At 41.1% G+C, this 18,190-nt stretch carries 11 protein-coding genes; all 11 read left to right on the forward strand.

What is annotated here, in order from left to right:
- Positions 1-104: 104 nt before the first annotated feature.
- Entirely contained in the window at positions 105-536 is a 432-nt protein-coding gene (gene dut, locus AY601_RS22700) for a dUTP diphosphatase (protein ID WP_068405550.1), read from the forward strand.
- An 11-nt stretch (positions 537-547) separates the two neighbouring features.
- On the forward strand, positions 548-1,996 hold the full coding sequence (locus tag AY601_RS22705; RefSeq protein WP_068405553.1) for a tetratricopeptide repeat protein: 1,449 nt from the start codon (positions 548-550) through the stop codon (positions 1,994-1,996).
- Entirely contained in the window at positions 1,971-2,762 is a 792-nt protein-coding gene (locus AY601_RS22710; protein WP_068405556.1) for a DUF4292 domain-containing protein, read from the forward strand. Before AY601_RS22705 ends, AY601_RS22710 begins: the two co-directional genes overlap by 26 nt.
- 22 nt (positions 2,763-2,784) lie before the next feature.
- Complete coding sequence (locus tag AY601_RS22715; protein WP_068405559.1) at positions 2,785-4,041, forward strand: murein hydrolase activator EnvC family protein; 1,257 nt, start codon at positions 2,785-2,787, stop codon at positions 4,039-4,041.
- A gap of 133 nt (positions 4,042-4,174) precedes the next feature.
- The gene (tatA, locus tag AY601_RS26245) at positions 4,175-4,660 is read left to right on the forward strand and encodes a twin-arginine translocase TatA/TatE family subunit (protein ID WP_269465582.1); all 486 of its coding nucleotides are present in this window, start codon (positions 4,175-4,177) and stop codon (positions 4,658-4,660) included.
- A gap of 10 nt (positions 4,661-4,670) precedes the next feature.
- Positions 4,671-4,868 carry a Sec-independent protein translocase subunit TatA/TatB gene (locus AY601_RS22725; RefSeq protein ID WP_068405561.1) on the forward strand — a complete coding sequence of 66 codons (198 nt, stop codon included), beginning with the start codon at positions 4,671-4,673 and terminating at the stop codon, positions 4,866-4,868.
- Between the two features lie 39 nt (positions 4,869-4,907).
- Positions 4,908-6,338 (forward strand): Asp-tRNA(Asn)/Glu-tRNA(Gln) amidotransferase subunit GatA, encoded by a 1,431-nt coding sequence (gene gatA / locus AY601_RS22730; RefSeq protein ID WP_068405563.1) that lies wholly within the window; start codon positions 4,908-4,910, stop codon positions 6,336-6,338.
- Positions 6,339-6,382: 44 nt separating this feature from the next.
- The gene (locus AY601_RS22735) at positions 6,383-7,711 is read left to right on the forward strand and encodes a lytic transglycosylase domain-containing protein (RefSeq protein ID WP_084359411.1); all 1,329 of its coding nucleotides are present in this window, start codon (positions 6,383-6,385) and stop codon (positions 7,709-7,711) included.
- A 247-nt stretch (positions 7,712-7,958) separates the two neighbouring features.
- Positions 7,959-10,268, forward strand: a complete 2,310-nt coding sequence (locus tag AY601_RS22740) for an NADP-dependent malic enzyme (protein ID WP_068405565.1) — start codon at positions 7,959-7,961, stop codon at positions 10,266-10,268.
- A gap of 13 nt (positions 10,269-10,281) precedes the next feature.
- A complete protein-coding gene (gene ruvA, locus AY601_RS22745; protein ID WP_068405567.1) occupies positions 10,282-10,866 on the forward strand; it encodes a Holliday junction branch migration protein RuvA in 585 nt (194 codons plus the stop codon).
- A 30-nt stretch (positions 10,867-10,896) separates the two neighbouring features.
- Positions 10,897-18,063, forward strand: coding sequence for a cell surface protein SprA (gene sprA, locus AY601_RS22750; RefSeq protein ID WP_068405570.1), 7,167 nt, complete (start codon positions 10,897-10,899; stop codon positions 18,061-18,063).
- The last annotated feature ends 127 nt before the right edge of the window (positions 18,064-18,190 follow it).

An 18,190-nucleotide genomic window follows, 5' to 3' on the forward strand; every position in this document is an offset into this window, starting at 1 on the left:
AAACCATAAGAAAAAGGTAATTCACCTGATTTTTGGTGAATACCACTATTAAAAATAACATAAGCCTGCTTAACAAGGCTTTACTACTAAATAAATACACTAAGATGAAGATTAATATTATCAACAAATCAGGATTGGCATTGCCTCAATATGAAACAGCTCATGCAGCAGGAATGGACATGAGGGCTTTTGTAACGGAAGAGATTGTAATCAAACCTATGCAGCGTGTACTTGTACCTACAGGCTTGCATATTGAATTGCCGGTAGGCTATGAAGCACAGATCCGTCCGCGCAGTGGTTTGGCTTACAAGCATGGGATCAGCATCGTAAATTCTCCGGGAACTATTGATGCAGATTACCGCGGAGAGATCAAAGTATTGCTGATCAACCTTTCTGATACTGATTTTGTAGTTAACAATGGAGATAGAATTGCACAAATGGTGATTTCAAAACATGAAACGATTACCTGGGAAAGTGCAGAAGAGCTAAGTGATACTGCACGTGGCGAAGGTGGTTACGGACATACAGGTAAATAGACCTTAAATAAATGAACAGGATCGTTGTTTTATGCGGTATACTATTCCTGGCTTTACAGTCAGTTGCCCAGCGGCTGCCCATTTCGGCCACGGATAGTATACGCATTAAACAACTTTTTTTTGCAGGTTTGAGTAGTAAGCTTAAAGAGAATTACGTAAAGAGCAATGAAGACTTTACGAAAATAACAGCTATTGATGCCGGCAATGCTGCGGCCTGGTATGAGATAGCCTTGTTAAACTTCAGACAGAATAAAATGCCTGAAGCCGAAACAGCCATCACAAAAGCAGTTAATATTGATAAAAATAATCCGTGGTACTGGAAATTACTAGCCGAACTTTACAAGAGTACCGGAAGTATGGACCGCCTGATCCCGGTTTTTGATCAGTTGATCCGCCTGGATCCAGACCAGCAAAACTATCAGTTTGACCGTGCCAGTGCGATCGCAATCTCCGGTAGAAAGCAAGAGGCTCTGGAAGCCTACGCACTGGTAGAAAAGAAATTTGGTCCCTCCGAGGCGCTTACCAGAGCGCGTCAGCGAATTACAGGAGGCCCGCAGGAAGTTGTTGCGCCTGCAAATGCAACAGAGGCAATGGCTGCAGCTACGCTGTTCCTTTCCCAAAAGAAATTTATGGCAGCCGCTAAAGTTTTGGAGAACATTGCCAGTACACATCAGGATGATCCGCTGTTCCTTGCACTTTATGGAGACGTTTTATATGAAACAGGGAATCTGCCAGCTGCCCTGAAACACTACAAAAAAGCATTGAAACTAACTGATCAGTTGTATGGAGTTTGGGAAAAAGTACTCAATATCTCTATTCTGATGGGGCAGTATAAGCAAATGATTGTGATCGGAGATGCTGCTTTGGCGGTTTATCCCAATCAGGCTATTTTGTATTATTACATGGCCTTCGCCCTGCATCGTGAGGACCAGAATAAGGAAGCGCTGGCGCATATTAAGTCTGCAATGCTGCTGGATGGGGAAAATAAAGAGCTTCAGGCATTGATTTCTGCGTTGCAGGCAGAGATACTGATTGATCAGGGTAAAGTAGCTGCAGCAGATCAGGCTTTTGAGAAAGCAGTTGGGCTGGATCCGCAGAATTTCCTGATTATGAACAATTATGCGTATTACCTGGCGTTAAGGAATGAAAACCTGGATAAAGCAGAGACCTTGATCACAGTTGCCGCTAAAGCACTCCCAAGGGATGCTTCGATAGCGGATACTTACGCATTGATTTTGCTGAAAAAAGAAAAGTATGAGCTGGCGAAATCATGGATAGAGAAAGCTTTGCAGCATAACGAAGCTGAAAACAGTGTTTATCTGGAGCACTATGGCGATATTTTATTCCATACCGGACCGCCGGAAGAGGCGTTGGTGCAATGGAAAAAATCATGGGATGCAGGCAATGATTCGCCGCTTTTAAAACGAAAAATAAATGAGAAAAAGTACCTTACAAAATAGTCTGCTGGTCCTTTTGCTGTTAAGCACTGTACTGGCCTGCAAGACCAAAAAAACTATTGTTAAAACTCCGGATGTTGCTGTGGTGCCTGAAGTTAACCGCAAGAAAGCAGAGAACCTGGTGCTGTTGAAAAGAAAAGATATTCCTTTCAATACGCTTTCCATGAAAGGAAAAGTAAGTTTGGATATGAATGGGAATGTCAACAATGTAAACATTACCATCAGAATTCAGAAAGATCAGAAAATCTGGGCCAGTATAACTGCCATTGCAGGAATTGAAGTCGCAAGGGCTTTGATTACACCGGATAGCGTTCTTTTACGGAACAATTTACAGTCGCTTGCCGTTAAAAAGCCTTTCAGCTATTTGAATAGTTTTACCAACAAACAGGTTACTTTCAAGATGCTGCAGTCTATTCTTACCGGAAACACGATTGCTGAGTTTACCAACGATCAGGCCGAACTGAATTCAAATGCGGGCGTGTTTACTGCTAGTGGGACGCAAGGGGAACTGGCCTTCAGGGTTTTGTTTAATACGCTGCTGAAAACCGGTGAGCTGAATATGAATGAGGTAAGGGCAGCGAAAGCACTAAAGGTTGTTTATTCAGATTATCAGCAGGTAACAGACGCTTTGTTTCCTTCGGTGATTAAAATTAATTCTGTGTCAGGGACTAAGAAAACTAATCTGGCATTTGACTTTTCAAAAATAGAACGCAATGTTCAACTGGATTATCCGTTCACTCTTCCTAAAAGGTTTGAGATAATAAACTAATTTTTTTTATACTTTTGATGCAATGAAGCTACACAAATTACTTTTATTTCTTCTGTTAATCGCGTTTGCGCCGGCGGCTTTTGCCCAAAGCAGCTCTCAGTTAAAGCGGAAGAAGGAAGCCATCCAGCGTGAGATTGAACTTTTACAGAAAAACCTGAATAAGGCAGCTCAGGGTAAGAAGCTTACTTTAAGTGAGATACGTGCATTAAGTACTAAGATTAGCTTGATGCAGAGTAAAATCACGGTCATCAATTCAGAAATAAAAAATCTGGACAATGAGATCCATGAGAATAAAAACACCGTACATTCATTGCAGGGTCAGCTGGCACAGCTTAAAAAAGAATATGCCGGAATGATCAGGTTTGCACAGCGCAATAAAAATTCATACGATAAGATGATGTTTATTTTTGCTGCACGTGACTTTAACCAGGCTTATAAAAGAATAAAATATTTACAGCAATTTGGGCAGTACCGTAAAAAACAAGCGGACTATATCCAGGGAACTGAGAAGAACCTGAACTATAAAATTGTAGTACTGGATAAAAGCTTAAAAGCAAAAAGCAGTTTATTGAAAGAGCAGGAAACTGAACAGGGTAAACTGGCTAAGAACAAAAATGAACAGGCTACGGTATTGAACCAGTTCAGCAAGCAGGAAAAACAATTTGGCCGCGATATCGCCAAAAGAAAGAAACAACAGGCAGCGATTGACCGTGAGATCAGAAATGCGATTAACAGGGAGATTGCTTTGGCCAGAAAAAGAGCGGAAGAAGAAGCCAGGATTGCTGCAGCGAAAGCAAAAGCGGAAAGTAAACCTGCTCCGGCAGAGAAACCAAAACCAAAAAGCGGTAACTATCTGACGGCAACGCCGGAGGCAGCCAGGTTATCAGCAGGATTTGAAACCAACAGAGGACGTTTACCTTGGCCAGTGGCTTCGGGATCGATCACTGAAGGTTTTGGAAGGCATACGGAAGGTCAGGCTGGTTATACCAATGATGGGGTAAATATCATGACCAGTGAAGGCGCAACAGTACGTGCTGTATTTGGTGGAGAGGTGTTATTTGTAACGGTGATCCAGGGTATTTATGTCGTTGCGATACGCCATGGGGAGTATTTCACGATTTATCAGAATCTGAAATCGCCAAGTGTATCTAAAGGGGAAAAAGTAGAAACCCGCCAGAGTATCGGTACGGTTGCCACAACTTCTGATGGAGCAGTACTGCATTTTGAAATTATGAGGGGACAGTCAAAACTGAACCCTGAGGCATGGATTGCGAAATAAATTAACTGGACATTTTCACCCGGATCCTTAGTGTATCAGTTTAATGACATTAGAAAGCCATTAGAACTGTAATAAAATGCAAAAGGTGCGCCTGAAAAATGTTTATATTTGTTAGTCTAATAATTTAATTGATATGTATACTGGAGTAGTATTAGAATTTTTAAATATGGGTGGCAGCGAAATCATGCTGATCCTGGCCGTAGTCCTGTTGTTATTCGGAGGTAAAAAATTACCTGAACTGGCAAGAGGATTAGGAAAAGGGATCAGGGATTTTAAAGATGCTTCTGAAGGAGTGAAACGCGAAATTCACCGCAATATCAATGCGATGGATATCGATGATGAGATTAAAGCAACAGATGCTGCTTACCCGGCAACTGGTACAGCTGCATATGATGCAAATAATGCAGTTCATGTTGATCCGTCAGCGCCAACAGAAACCGTTGCAGAAACACCTGTAGTGGCAGCGGCAGAAACGCACGTAAAACCAGCGGCAGAACCACACGTTACGCCGGTGACAGCAGCAAACGTAACACCAGCTGCAGAAACACATGCAGCAGTACATGCCACAGCAACACCTGCTGAGGAAGTACCATCAGCAATAGAAAAAAACAAAATTTAACTCAATAATCATGTTAAACACAACAATATTAGCAGCACTGGGTACACCAGAGATCATTATTATTTTGGTAGTTGTTTTGCTGCTTTTTGGCGGTAAGAAAATTCCTGAACTGATGCGTGGGCTTGGTAAAGGCGTTAAAGAATTCAAAGACGGTAAAGAAGGAGCAGACGAGCATGTTGATCCTAACAGTACCCATAAACCACAATAGGTTTAATTGAATTTTTAATCCTTATAGACTTTAGTATAATTGAAGAAGTATAACTCTCTATCAGAGATACAAGCACTTATTGCGCAAAAAAAGCTTGATCTCCCTGATTTACTCGACTATTATTTTTCGCAGATAGCAACACAACAGCACCTCAATGTATTCAATGAGGTGTTTGTCGATTCTGCGAAAAAGCAAGCAGTCAGCGTTCAGCAAAAAATAGACAATGGTACTGCTGGTAAGCTGGCAGGAATGGTGATTGGCATAAAGGATAATATCCTGTATAAAGACCATATCACGACTGCTTCTTCAAAAATGCTTGAAGGATTTATTTCTCCTTATTCTTCTACGGTCGTTACACGATTGATCCGGGAAGATGCAATTATCATCGGCAGAACAAACTGTGATGAATTTGCTATGGGAGGTTCTAATGAAACATCTTATTACGGCACAGTACGGAATGCCGCAGATACGGAAAGAGTAGCCGGTGGCTCTTCAGGAGGTTCTGCCGTAGCTGTACAAGCCGATATGTGCCTTTCTGCGCTGGGTACGGATACTGGTGGTTCAGTTCGTCAGCCTGCTGCATTTTGTGGCTGCTATGGATTAAAACCAACCTATGGACGTATTTCCAGGTATGGGGTAATTGCTTATGCCTCTTCTTTTGATCAGGTAGGGCCTATTACTTCCTCTGTCAGCGATGCCGCCTTACTTTTAGAAGTATTGGCCGGTGCTGATGAAAATGACAGCACTGTATCCCGCTTACCCGTTCCGGATTATCTGGCCGCACTTGAGACTACTTCTCCAAAGAAGATCGCTGTGCTGAAAGAAACGCTGGAAAGTGAAGCACTTGATCCGGATATTAAAGCTGCCATCCTGCAAGCGATTGCTCAGTTTAAAGCAGAGGGCCATACCATCGAGTATGTATCTTTTGACTTACTGGATTACCTCGTTCCTGCTTATTATGTCCTGACAGCTGCAGAAGCTTCTTCTAACCTGTCCAGATATGATGGGGTTCATTATGGTCACCGTAATTTACAGGCAGAAAATCTGAATAGCTTATACAAGAAATCCAGAGCTGAAGGTTTTGGGGAAGAAGTGAAGCGGAGGATTTTGCTGGGTACCTTTGTACTGAGTGCAGGATATTACGATGCTTACTATCAGAAAGCACAACAGGTAAGACGTTTGATCAGAGATAAAATCGAAGCCTTGCTGGTTGATTTTGATGTGATCCTGACACCTGTTGCACCTACACCGCCATTTAAAATAGGCGAAAATATACAAGATCCGCTAGTGATGTATATGGCTGATATTTTTACAGTACTGGCTTCGTTGACAGGGGTTCCGGCAATAGCTATCCCTCTGGGCAATAATAAGCTAGGTTTACCGTTAAGTCTTCAGTTAATGGGTAAACACTTTGAAGAAGGGGCGTTACTTTCCCTGTCCAAAAGTTTTACTTACTTAAGCTCCACCTAAATCATAAACCAAAGATTATAATTGCATAATTGCAAGGACCGCCTATGAAAAGAAATGTACTTATCCTCTCATTTTGTGTATTTATCCTTGCAGCTTTCAACAGCAGCGCACAACAAAAAATCAACAAGCTGGATTCAATTTCTCCAATCAGCTTTCTTTCTACTACTTATACTGGTGATACTACTGCAGTACCCGAAGTTTTAGAAAACCCGCTGTTTTACAATTATAATTTCACCTATAAAAAACGGCTGGATTCTATTCAAAAGCAGATCCCACTGCCATATAATGAATCAGTACAACGTTATATCGACATCTACAGCTCCAGAAAAGACATGATGGGCAAGATGCTGGGCCTTTCTGAATATTACTTCCCGATTTTTGAAAATGCACTGAAAGCTTATGATGTTCCTATGGAACTTAAGTTTTTGCCAATTATTGAATCTTCGATGAATTCTCATGCGATCTCCAGGGTTGGCGCAACCGGTTTATGGCAGTTTATGTTCTCTACAGCTAAAGATTACGGACTGGGCATGGATAATTTTGTAGATGAGCGTAAGGATCCCATTCAGGCGAGTTATGCTGCGGCAGCTTACTTTAAGGATGCCTACAAGAACTTAGGAGACTGGTTGCTGGCTATCGCTGCCTATAATTGTGGAACAGGCAATGTAAACAGGGCCATTGCAAAAGCACACTCAAGAGATTTCTGGGCAATCAGACCCTTTTTGCCACAAGAAACACGCAATTATGTACCCGCTTTTATTGCAGCGATTTACGTGATGAACTGCCCGGATAAACATCAGATTAAAGCGCAGAAATCATTATTTGCCATTAAAACTGATACGATCCAGGTGAACCGTTTTGTTTCGCTGACAGAGCTGGCAGAAGCATTGGCGATGGAAGAAGGTGATCTGTGTACCTTGAATCCTTCGTATAAGAAGAAAATCGTTAACGGGTCGGAAGATGAGCCTAAAAGAATTATTATACCCAAAGTAAGCCTGGCGAACTTTGCGGAAATTTATGAAGTACTTAACAATCATACAGTAGAAACCAGTACGCGTGTTATTATGGCCTCAAATGATGACAGGAGGCTGCATAAAAAACGCAAAGAAGTTAGTCAGCGCAGTGCTCAGGTCAGATATCATAAAGTTGGTGCCGGCCAGAACTTAATTGCAATTGCTAATCAGTACAATGTAGAAGTCCAGGATTTACGCGTATGGAATAATTTGAAGGGAAGTACTATCGTTCCCGGACAACGGTTAATCGTCTCTCAAAAATCAGGTCGCGCCCGTGAAACTGAAGCCAAATCCGGCGAAAAATACATTTCTTATAAAGCGAAGGGGAAATCCGGATCAAGGATAACAGACAGGCTGTAAAAACGGCCTTGTTCTTTTTGTTCATTCCTGCTTGAAATATCTTTTTACTAAAAGATTTCTCCATATTCGTTTTGTGCATTTTTTCTAAAAGTCACTGTTAACCCTATTTAATTTTGCTATTTAAGTGGTTTAAATGGCCTGTAGGCTAGTTTTAAATCTGCGTTAAATTTTATATAGACCGATGTGTTTTTATTTTAGTGCGTATTAAAAGAATTGTAACTTTAAATCTTTTATCCAAATCAAACGTATGAGCAAAATTAACAGGAAACAAGATGCATTAGATTACCATTCCCAAGGCAGGCCGGGCAAAATAGAAGTCATTCCAACCAAACCGACCAATTCACAAAGAGACTTAGCATTGGCTTATTCCCCAGGGGTAGCCGAACCTTGCTTAAGAATTGCTGAAAATACTGAAGATGTCTACAAATACACTGCTAAAGGTAACCTGGTCGCAGTAATTAGTAATGGGACAGCCGTTCTGGGACTTGGTAATATTGGTCCGGAAGCCTCTAAACCAGTGATGGAAGGTAAAGGCTTGCTGTTTAAAATATTTGCAGATATTGATGTTTTTGATCTGGAACTCGACACAACCAATGTGGACGATTTTGTGAAGATTGTGAAGGCGCTGGAGCCGACTTTCGGGGGTGTTAACCTGGAAGATATTAAAGCACCAGAATGTTTTGAAATTGAGCGCCGCCTCAAAGAGGTCATGAATATTCCGGTGATGCACGACGATCAGCATGGAACAGCAATTATTTCTGCTGCTGCATTATTGAATGCCTGCGAACTGCAAAAGAAAAAAATAGAAAAGATTAAGATTGTCGTTAACGGTGCGGGTGCAGCTGCTATATCCTGCAGCCGGCTGTATATTTCGTTAGGGGCTAAAAAAGAAAACCTGGTGATGTGTGACCGGTCGGGCGTAATCCGCAATACACGCGAAAACCTTGATCCGACAAAAGCTGAATTTGCAACTGCAAGAAACCTGTCTACATTGGCAGAAGCATTGAAAGATGCAGATGTATTCATTGGTTTATCGTCTGCTGACTGTGTAACCGTAGAAATGTTAAAGTCAATGGCACGCAATCCGATTGTTTTCGCCATGGCTAACCCTAATCCGGAAATCGCTTACGAACTGGCTATCGGCTCCCGCAAGGACTTAATTATGGCTACCGGCCGTTCCGATTATCCTAACCAGGTGAACAATGTATTGGGTTTCCCTTATATATTCAGAGGTGCATTAGACGTCAGGGCTACAGGGATCAATGAGCCAATGAAAATTGCAGCAGTACGTGCAATTGCTGAACTGGCTAAAAAATCTGTTCCTGAGGCCGTTAATATGGCTTACAACGAAAGAAATATCAAATTTGGTAAAGATTATATCATTCCAAAACCAATGGACTCCCGTTTAATTACCAATGTTTCAATGGCAGTCGCAAAAGCAGCGATTGATTCTGGTATTGCCCGTAAAATCATTACAGACTGGGATGCCTATGCAGAGGAATTAAAACAAAGAATTGGCGGAGATGATGCGATTATGCGTGCCATTACCAATAAGGCTAAATCTGATCCTAAACGTGTTGTTTTTGCAGAAGCTGATAATTATAAAATCTTAAAGGCTGCGCAAATTGTGAAAGATGAAAACATCGCTATTCCGATTTTACTAGGCAATAAAGAGGTGATTCAGCAGATCATTGCAGAAACCGCATTGGATTTGGAAGGTGTATTGATTATCGATCCTCTTCAGGATCCTGAGCGCATGGCCAAATATTCAGAATCACTTTATCAGAAAAGACAGCGTAAAGGGGTTACGCTTTTTGAAGCCACTAAATTAATGCGGAACAGGAACTACTTTGGTTCTTCGATGGTAGAATTCGGAGAAGCAGATGCGATGATTTCCGGACTGACAAGAAATTACGCTTCAACCATTAAACCGGCGTTACAGATTATAGGAACGGCAGAAGGGGTAAACAGAGTTGCAGGGATGTACATGATGATGACCAAAAAAGGGCCTGTTTTCTTTGGCGACACCACAGTCAACGTTGATCCGACGGTACAAGAACTGGTCGATCTGACCTTATTATTAGAGCGTGCGGTAGCTAAATTTAATATACAGCCAAGAATTGCTTTACTTTCTTATTCTAACTTTGGTTCTAATGACGGTGAAGTTCCTCAAAAAGTTAGACAGGCGGTAAAAATATTACATGATAAGCATCCTGAGATTTTAGTAGATGGAGAAATGCAGGCTAATTTTGCAATTAGCAATTCTTTGTTAAAAGATAACTTTCCTTTTAGTAGATTAGCGGAAAGCCCGGCAAATACGCTCATCTTCCCAAACTTGGAGTCGGGAAATATTGCTTATAAATTGTTGCAGGAATTAGGTGAAACAGAGGCTGTAGGCCCAATATTATTAGGATTAAAAAAGCCTGTACATATTGTACAGTTAGGAAGTTCTGTACGCGAAATTGTGAATATGGTCACGATCGCAGTATTGGATGTACAGGGAAAACAAGCAGGCGAAAAGCCTAAAAGAACAGGGTTACTAAAGAAAACGAAATAAAGTATAAAATATTATGTTTGATTATATTGATGGCAGGTTAACGTTTAAATGTCCTGCTTATATTGTGGTAGAGGCGGGTGGTATTGGATATCACATCAATATATCATTGAATACCTATAGCAGTTTAGGGACTGCCGAGCGCTGTAAAATCTATTTATGGCTGCATGTTAAAGAAGATGCACATACTTTATACGGATTTATAGATGAAGGAGAACGCCGGTTATTTTTACACCTGATTTCAGTATCTGGTATCGGGCCGAATACCGGGCGTATGATGCTCTCTTCTATTACGCCGGCCGAAATTCAAACTGCTATAGTCAACGCTGATTTACCTTTGATACAACGTATCAAAGGTATTGGTGCGAAAGGTGCACAGCGGATAGTTTTAGAGCTGCAGGATAAATTGAAAAAAGAAGGTACCGGGTCGTTAATTGCCGCTCCTTTAAATCATACGGTCAGAGAAGAGGCATTATCAGCATTAACGATGCTTGGATTTGCAAAAGCGCCTGCGGAGAAAGCGATAGATAATGCAATCAAGAATGGCGGACTGGATTTAACTGTTGAACAGATGATTAAAATAGCTTTAAAGAACTTATAATAAAGAATACCTACAATAAACTTCCAGCCTTTGAGAAACACTTTTACTTTAATCATTTTATTGATTTTTTCCTTTTGGGGACAACAAGCTTTCTCGCAAGTAAACCAGGAGGGCCGTTATCAGGACACCACCAGGAATAACTTTGGGCTGAAAGAAAAACAGCGTCTGGGTATCCGTCAGCCATTTAATTCATTTACACCGCAGCCAGATAATATCAAAAGAGAGGTAGAATTTGATGCGGCTAATAAACGTTATATCATCAGAGAAAGGATAGGGGGAAGATTTTTTGGCCCTCCTCAATATCTGACTATAGAAGAATACCAGCGCCTGGTCAATTCTGAAATGAAAAGAGATAACTGGCGCGTAATTTCCAATGCAGAAGCAGATGAAATCAGAAAGACAGGTGTTATTCCGAGCCTGACAGTGAATAATCAGGCATTCGGGAAAATATTTGGCGGTAATCAAATTAGTATCCAACCCAGGGGGGAAGCCGAGCTTACCTTTTTAGGGCGTGTAAACAAGAATGAAAACCCGCTGTTCAATGAGCAGCAAAGGGTACAAAGCAATTTCGATTTCAACCAGCGCATCCAGATGGATCTGGTCGGTAATATCGGGACCAAGCTGAAGCTGAACATGAACTATAATACCGAAGCACAATTTGATTTTGAAAATCAGATTAAGCTGGATTATACAGGCGGAGAAGATGATATCATCAAAAAAATAGAAGCAGGTAACGTAAGTTTACCTTTAAGTACATCGCTGATTACAGGTACACAAGCGCTATTCGGGATCAAGACCCAATTGCAATTCGGTAAACTAAATGTAACTACTGTGTTTACACAGCAAAAATCACAGTCCAGAGAACTGCAAATCAGTAATGGAGCACAGCGCAATGATTTCCGGATAACTGGTGATACCTATGAGGCCAACAAACATTATTTCCTGGCAAAATTCTTCAGGGACAATTACAATAAGGCGATGGCCAATGCACCTAACCTGTTATCGGGTGTAAATATTACTAAAGTTGAGGTTTGGATTACCAATAAAACAGGTAATACACAAGATTCAAGGGACGTTTTAGGTCTGATCGATCTTGGGGAGAATCAACCTTATAATGCAGGGTTCACCGGTGGATCGGCTTTTTCACTGGCGCCATCAGGGTTCGCGCTTCAGGGCATCAGGCAATCCAATGATATCTTGTCTAAATTGCCTCCGGGTGCAAGGTTCACGAATTCGAATGATGTCATTTCTTATTTCCAGGCGAATCAAGGAACAGATAACTATGCCAAGCTAACTTACGCGCGTAAGCTTGCGGAAAGAGAATATACTTTCCACTCTCAATTGGGTTATATCTCTTTGAACAATGCCTTGAACTCGGATGAGGTACTGGCTGTAGTTTTCCGTTATACCTACAATGGGGTAGAATACCAGGTCGGTGAGTTTTCTACAGATGTACCCTTTGATCCGGGTACACCAAAAGTATTATTCGCCAAGTTACTTAAGAACGAAACCACTAAAACCAATCTTCCAACATGGAAGCTGATGATGAAAAACATCTATTCTATTGGTGGTTATCAGATTAGCCGGCAGAACTTTAAATTGGATATCCTCCGTTTAGATAATGATAGTGGCATTGAAAGACCAGTGATGACTGAGGGGGTCAATACAACAAATAAATTATGGATTAACTTAACCGGTCTGGACAGGTTAAATCAGCAAAATGACCGTAAGCCAGATGGGGTGTTTGACTTTCTGGCTGAGGATAAACCTTTTTCAAACCCGGCTAACTCTTCCATGCCTCCTCCTATAGGTAATATTGGGGGAACTGGCGGAACAGGCAGTAACAACGGCCTGGGCGCATTTGCCACGAATATGAATAAAGGGTATATCACAATTGATCCTTTGAACGGACGTATTATATTTCCGGTAGTAGAGCCTTTTGGCAGGGATCTGGCCGCTCAGTTTAACCCTGGGGAGCAGAATTTGATTGACAAATATACTTATACGGCACTGTACGATTCTACGAAAGTAGTAGCACAGCAGCTTTTCACTAAACAAAACAGGTACATCATTAAAGGGGGCTATCAGTCTCAGGTAGCTTCAGAATTCAGTCTGAACTCTATCAACGTTCCGGAAGGATCTGTAAAAGTATTTTCTGGTACTATTCCATTACAGGAAGGGGTCGATTTTACGGTTGATTACCAGGGTGGAAGAGTGAGCATCATTAATACTGGTGTATTGCTTTCTGGTCAGGCGATCAGGATTACTACCGAGAACAATGAATTATTCGGCTTACAACAGCGTTCATTGTTTGGTACCAGGCTGGACTATAGGGTGAATAATAAACTGAATTTAGGAGCAACTTACATGAACCTTTCGGAGAAGCCGCTTACACCAAAAGTCAACATTGGAGAAGAGCCAATCTCAAATACGATCTGGGGAATGGATTTGAATTATAGTACGTCTTCCAGGTTCTTAACAAAAATGGTAGACAAGCTGCCTTTTATTTCTACGAAAGCACTTTCAAAGTTTTCTTTTTCTGGTGAATTCGCTCAGCTGGTGCCGGGACACCCAAAAGCAATCAATAGTTTAGGGGATAAAGGCGGAACAAGTTACCTGGATGATTTTGAAGCTTCACGGTCAGTTATTGATTTAAAAAGTGCGATTGCATGGCAGATTTCTGGTACGCCGCAACTTTTCCAGGAAGCAGGATTAACAAATGACCTGGCTTATGGATACAATAGAGCCAGACTTGCTTTCTATAATATTGACCCAACATTTTACAACAGGACTGCCTCTAATATTCCTGCAAACTTAAGGAACAACAAAACAGAGTTGTCTAATCACTATGTGAGGGAAATTATTGAACAGGAGGTTTTTCCTTTTAAGGAAACTCCAACCGGACAAGCAGTTTCTTTGCCAACACTGAATGTGGCCTTTTATCCTAATAAGCGTGGACCTTACAATTATTCACCGAGTGGTTTCAACAGTAATGGCGATCTGATGAATCCTAAATCACGTTGGGGCGGAATGTTCAGAAAGATTGAGACCAATGATTTCCAGGCACTAAATATTGAATATATAGAGCTTTGGGTGATGGACCCGAATATTTATAACACTAATTCTGCTGGTGGAGATTTATATTTTAACATTGGTAATATCTCTGAAGATATTCTGAAAGATGGTAGAAAGTCATTGGAGAATGGATTACCTCCTGATGGGGATCCGGCTAAGTTCGATGAAACGAACTGGGGAAGAGTACCTAAATTACAACCGGTAGTTCAGGCATTTGACAATGATCCTGCTGCACGTAAAGCACAGGATGTTGGATTGGATGGATTAGGGGATAACGATGAGAAAACCAAGTTTGCCCCTGTTTTAAGTCAGATCGTTCCGCAATTAAGTCCTTCAGCAGCCAGTGAACTTCAGGGCGACCCGAGTTCAGATAACTACACTTACTTCAGAGGGCCGCAGTTAGATCAGGAAAATGCAGGGATCTTGAAGCGTTACGAAAAATACAATGGAACAGACGGGAACTCGAAAACTTCTCAGCAGTCATTAGAAGATTTAGGAATTGACAATTCTGCCTCTACTTCTTTACCGGATGGGGAGGATGTAAACAGGGATAATAACATGACCCAGTCGGATGAGTATTTCCAATATAAGGTGTCGATGCGTAAAGGGGATCTGGAAGTTGGAAAGAACTATGTAACAGATGCCGTGACTTCACAAGTCAAATTGGCTAATGGGCAAACGCAGCCGGTTACCTGGTATCAGATTCGTATCCCTCTGGCCGATTATCAGCAAAAAGTAGGGAACATTCAGGATTTTAAATCGATCAGGTTCTTCAGGATGTTCCTGACAAACTTTACAGATACAACAATCTTAAGGTTCGCTAAAATTCAATTGGTAAGAGGAGACTGGAGAAAATATAATGATTTGAATATCGGGACACAGTTAATTACTGACCCCGGATTGAACAATACGGTTACGCCCGATAATTCAACAATTGAAGTGAGTACAGTAAACATTGAGGAGAATGGAAAACGTACACCTATTCCTTATGTAGTACCACCTGGGATTCAAAGAGAACTTGATTTCAATAACTATAGGACCAATACCAGGCTAAACGAACAATCACTCTCTTTTATTGTAAGGAACCTGCGTGATGGATATGGCCGTGCAACTTTCAAGACTGCACTGAATGATTTCAGGTCTTACAAAAGACTGGAAATGTTTGTCCATCTGGAAGCTTTAGGAAATACAGTTATTAACAATGGAGACCTGAATGCATTTATCAGGATTGGAACAGATAATCAGGACAATTATTATGAATATTCACAACCATTAACCGTTACGCAGCCAAATACAAGCGATCCTTATAAGATCTGGCCTGATGCGAATAAGCTTGATATTGAATTATCGTTGTTCCAGGATATTAAACTGGCACGTAACCGGGCAACGATGGCTAATGGGGCAATGTGGGATATTACCAAACCCTTCTCTTATATGGTGGATGGTAAAACGGTAACCATTAAAGGACAACCAGACATGGGTCAGGTTAAGGTTTATATGCTTGGGGTGAAGAACCCATTAAAGCTGGCGTCGAATCCGCGTGCGGATGATGGGCTGGAAAAAAGCGGACAAATCTGGTTCAATGAGCTCAGGTTAACTGAATTTGATGAACGCGGTGGATGGGCAGCAGCAGCGAGAATGAATGCACAACTGGCTGATTTTGCAGAAGTCAATGTTTCGGGAAGTAAGTCAACTATTGGTTTTGGTTCAATTGACAAAAGGGTGAGTGAGCGGAACAGGTCTGACAATGCCTCGTTTGATATTTCATCCAGTATGGAATTGGGTAAGTTTTTCCCAAAGAAATCGGGGATCAAGATCCCAACTTATATCAGTTACTCTAAGCAGGTGAGTACACCTCAGTATGATCCGAAAATGCCGGATATTGAATTGAAGACTTCCTTAAAAGGAGCATCTGCAGAAGAGCGAAAAATTATCCTGGATTATTCACAGGATTATACCACACGTAACAGTATTAACTTTACAAATGTCCACAAAGAACGGACAGATTTAAACAAAGCACCTAAGCTTTGGGACATAGAAAATTTTAGTGGGACCTATTCTTTTACTAAAATCCTGCACCACGATTTTATCAATCAAAGTTCGATACAGAAAACCTATTTCGGTTCTCTTGCTTATAATTACTCAGGACAGTCAAAGAACTACAGGCCATTTGATAAACTGATTAAGTCAAACTTGCTGTCAATTTTAAAAGATATTAACATTAGTCCGCTGCCAACAGCGATCAATTTCAGGATTGATGTGAACCGCTATTATTCTGAGAATAGCTTGAGAAACAATGATCCGGGGAACTCTATACCAATTAATACTACTTTCAATAAGAATTTCCTGATCACCCGGGTATATGCGATTTCATGGAACCTGACTAAATCTCTGACATTGGATTTTGATGCGACAAATTATTCCATCATTGACGAACCAGAAGGCAGGATCAATGGCTTGAAACGTGATACCGTATGGCAGAACATGCTTAGACTTGGCCGTACCACAGACTACAGCCACAACATGAATATTACCTATGCTTTGCCGATCAACAAGATTCCTGGCCTGGACTGGATTAATGTAGCAACCAGGTATGGTACCAACTTCACCTGGAATACAGAGCCGCTTTCTACTTTGAGAGATCCGCTGATCAACCTTGGGAATACTATTCAGAATGCAAGGACCATTCAGCTTAATCCAACCTTTAACTTCACGAGTTTATACAATAAGTTCGGTTTGTTAAAGAGAGCGAAGAATAATGATGGTGGTCCTGGGGTCCTTTTAGGTTTGCTGACCAGTATTAAGAATATAAATGCGGCTTATACGCAGACTAAGGGGATATTCCTGCCTGGTTATACGCCAACTACAGATTACTTTGGAATTGATAAGTTCTCCGGAGCACCGGGATGGGGATTCGTATTCGGTAGTCAGCGTGATATCAGGGATATGGCGATGAGAAACAACTGGCTTACACACGATACACTTCAGACCCAATTGTACATCAATACGATGAGAGAAGATTTGAGTATTACGAGTGTGATTGAGCCTTTCCGTGATTTCAGGATTACGCTGACAGCCAATAAAAACAGGACAATGAATTACTCTAGTAATTTCAGATATGACAATACGAGCCAGGCTTTCCGTAACCTGAGTCCATCTACCACTGGTGATTACAGCATTTCATTTATTTCGCTGGGAACTGCATTTTCTGAAAATCCGGGAAGTACTGTTTCAAAGCTGTTCAATCAGTTTATGGCCAACAGATCGGTTATTTCCGGACGTTTAGGTGGGATCAATACCAATTCCCGCGGTATCTCCGGTGGCTTTGCTGATGGTTATGATAAAAACTCACAAGACGTATTGATTGCTGCATTTATGGCTGCCTATACTGGAAAGGACGCTTCTAAAGTAAGTTTGAATTCTTTCCCTAAAATACCTTTGCCAAACTGGCGGATCAATTACGGTGGATTAACCAGATGGGACTTTTTGGGTGATTACTTTAAGTCGATTGATTTAAGGCATTCTTACCGCTCTATTTATAGTGTGAATGGATTTAACACGCTGGCCCGTTATCAGGAAACTGACGGGTATGTAAGCAGCAGAGATGATAACCAGAACTTCCTTCCTTTCTATCAATATTCACAGGTGACGATTGCGGAACAGTTTGCACCGCTGATTGGAATTGATACACGTTTAAAAAATAACCTGACTGCTAATTTCGAGCTGGGCAGAACACGCTTGTTAGGTTTGAGTTTAGCGAATAGTCAGCTGGCCCAATTATCAGAGAATAATATGGTATTTGGTTTAGGCTACCGGACCACTAAATTCAGGTTCCCTTTTGGTTTGTTCAAACAACTGAAAATGGATAACAATATGGACTTCAAGCTGGACATTTCCATCAGGGACAACAAAACTGTGATTTACAGGGCTGATGTGTCTACGGCAGAAATCTCTTCGGGTGCTAAAAACATTACTTACCGGCCAAGCGTTGACTACATCTTGAATCAGCGTTTTAACGTTAAGGTTTTCTATGATTCGAATATTACCAAGCCTTATACTTCACAATCGTTCAATACTTCATTCAGTAATTTTGGATTTAGTTTGAGGATCACACTGAATTAGCAGAAGTATGAGCATGTTTAAATCCATCTGATAAGCTATAAACAATCTTATCATCTAAATTTAAACAAGCGCTAACGTTTTGTATGAAAGTAACGTTTTGTATAAAGTATATATTAATTACCTTTGG

This window comes from Pedobacter cryoconitis (assembly GCF_001590605.1).
Taxonomy (GTDB): domain Bacteria; phylum Bacteroidota; class Bacteroidia; order Sphingobacteriales; family Sphingobacteriaceae; genus Pedobacter; species Pedobacter cryoconitis_A.